This window comes from Aliiroseovarius conchicola (genome assembly GCF_041403445.1).
Lineage (GTDB): Bacteria > Pseudomonadota > Alphaproteobacteria > Rhodobacterales > Rhodobacteraceae > Aliiroseovarius > Aliiroseovarius conchicola.
This window is the reverse complement of sequence record NZ_JBGEHL010000045.1, coordinates 1-1,139: the sequence shown is the minus strand read 5'-3', so window position 1 is coordinate 1,139 and position 1,139 is coordinate 1. Positions and strand designations below refer to the sequence as shown.

Sequence of the window (1,139 nt, the reverse complement as noted above, 5' to 3'; positions counted from 1 at the left end):
GCTCGCGGCAACGATATATCGGGCCGCCTCAAGAAGCCGGATATACATCAGCAATCGCGACCTCGAAACCAGAACCAAACAGACCGTTGCAATCAGGCAGGGTCCATATATATCCACACAGGAGGTCTAAGGGCTGCCAAGCCTTGCTACCGTCAGCGCCTTTAATGACATTCCTGCTTTGCGCGACCAGTGACATTTCTGAATGGCGTTTACATATTGTGCGCATGATTGACGCATATGAATTATCCGGATACTCTCCTCCCCAAGGAGATCATCATGCCCTTATCCGCTGCCAGAAAACCCACCAACCTTACACTCGATAGCAAACTGCTATCTGATGCAAAGGCGCTCAACGTGAACCTGTCTCGGGCTGCGGAAGAAGGTGTTCGCGCGGCCGTCATACAGGCTCGAAAGGAACAATGGCTATCTGAGAATGCAGGCGCGTTGGAAAGCTCCAACACTTTCATCGAGCGCCGGGGATTGCCCCTTGAACGGTATCGGAAGTTCTAATGGCAAAGTTCGATGTTTACTTAAGCGACGACAAAGACACGCTGCTACTTGATATCCAGTCAGATATTCTCGAAGCCCTGAATACACGTCTTGTCGCGCCACTGATCGTTGCCAGCAAGGGCCCCTCGCCCGCAAAATGCCTAAATCCGGTCTTCATGATAGATGGCGGTGAATATGTCATGGCAACACAGTTCATGGCGTCGGTCCCCAACTCGATACTTCGAGATCCCGTGGACAATCTGAATGACAAATATGACGAAATCACAGCTGCAATCGACATGCTTATACAAGGGTTCTAGAGGCAACCGACACCATAATTTTTGGAACACTGACCCTGGTCTTGTCGTTACTGGCGTCAACGCCGGCACCCGGATGCACACAGACATAACATCGAGCCGCGATACCTCAGCAGGATACTGGCTTGAATGTGCCGTACCTCCGTACTTTGGGGTCGAGTGCGGCTCAGTGCAGAAAACCACTATAAGGATTGACCCAGCCCCTTGATCCGGCCCAAGGGGCCCGAGCATGCTCAGACGCGCCTTGGGAGGAACAATCCACGAACGCTAAGCGTTTTCGGGAACGTAGCCGACCCCAAAGGCCGTGCATTCGCTCCCTCACCCCCTCATAGC

General features: G+C 52.8%; 2 protein-coding genes. Both read left to right on the top strand.

Annotated elements, in window-relative coordinates; genetic code table 11:
• The first annotated feature begins 276 nt into the window (after nt 1-276).
• Nucleotides 277-510, top strand: a complete 234-nt coding sequence (locus tag V6N04_RS18995) for a type II toxin-antitoxin system CcdA family antitoxin (protein ID WP_371171741.1) — start codon at nt 277-279, stop codon at nt 508-510.
• Complete coding sequence (locus V6N04_RS18990) at nt 510-809, top strand: CcdB family protein (protein WP_371171740.1); 300 nt, start codon at nt 510-512, stop codon at nt 807-809. Before V6N04_RS18995 ends, V6N04_RS18990 begins: the two co-directional genes overlap by 1 nt.
• Nucleotides 810-1,139 lie beyond the last annotated feature (330 nt).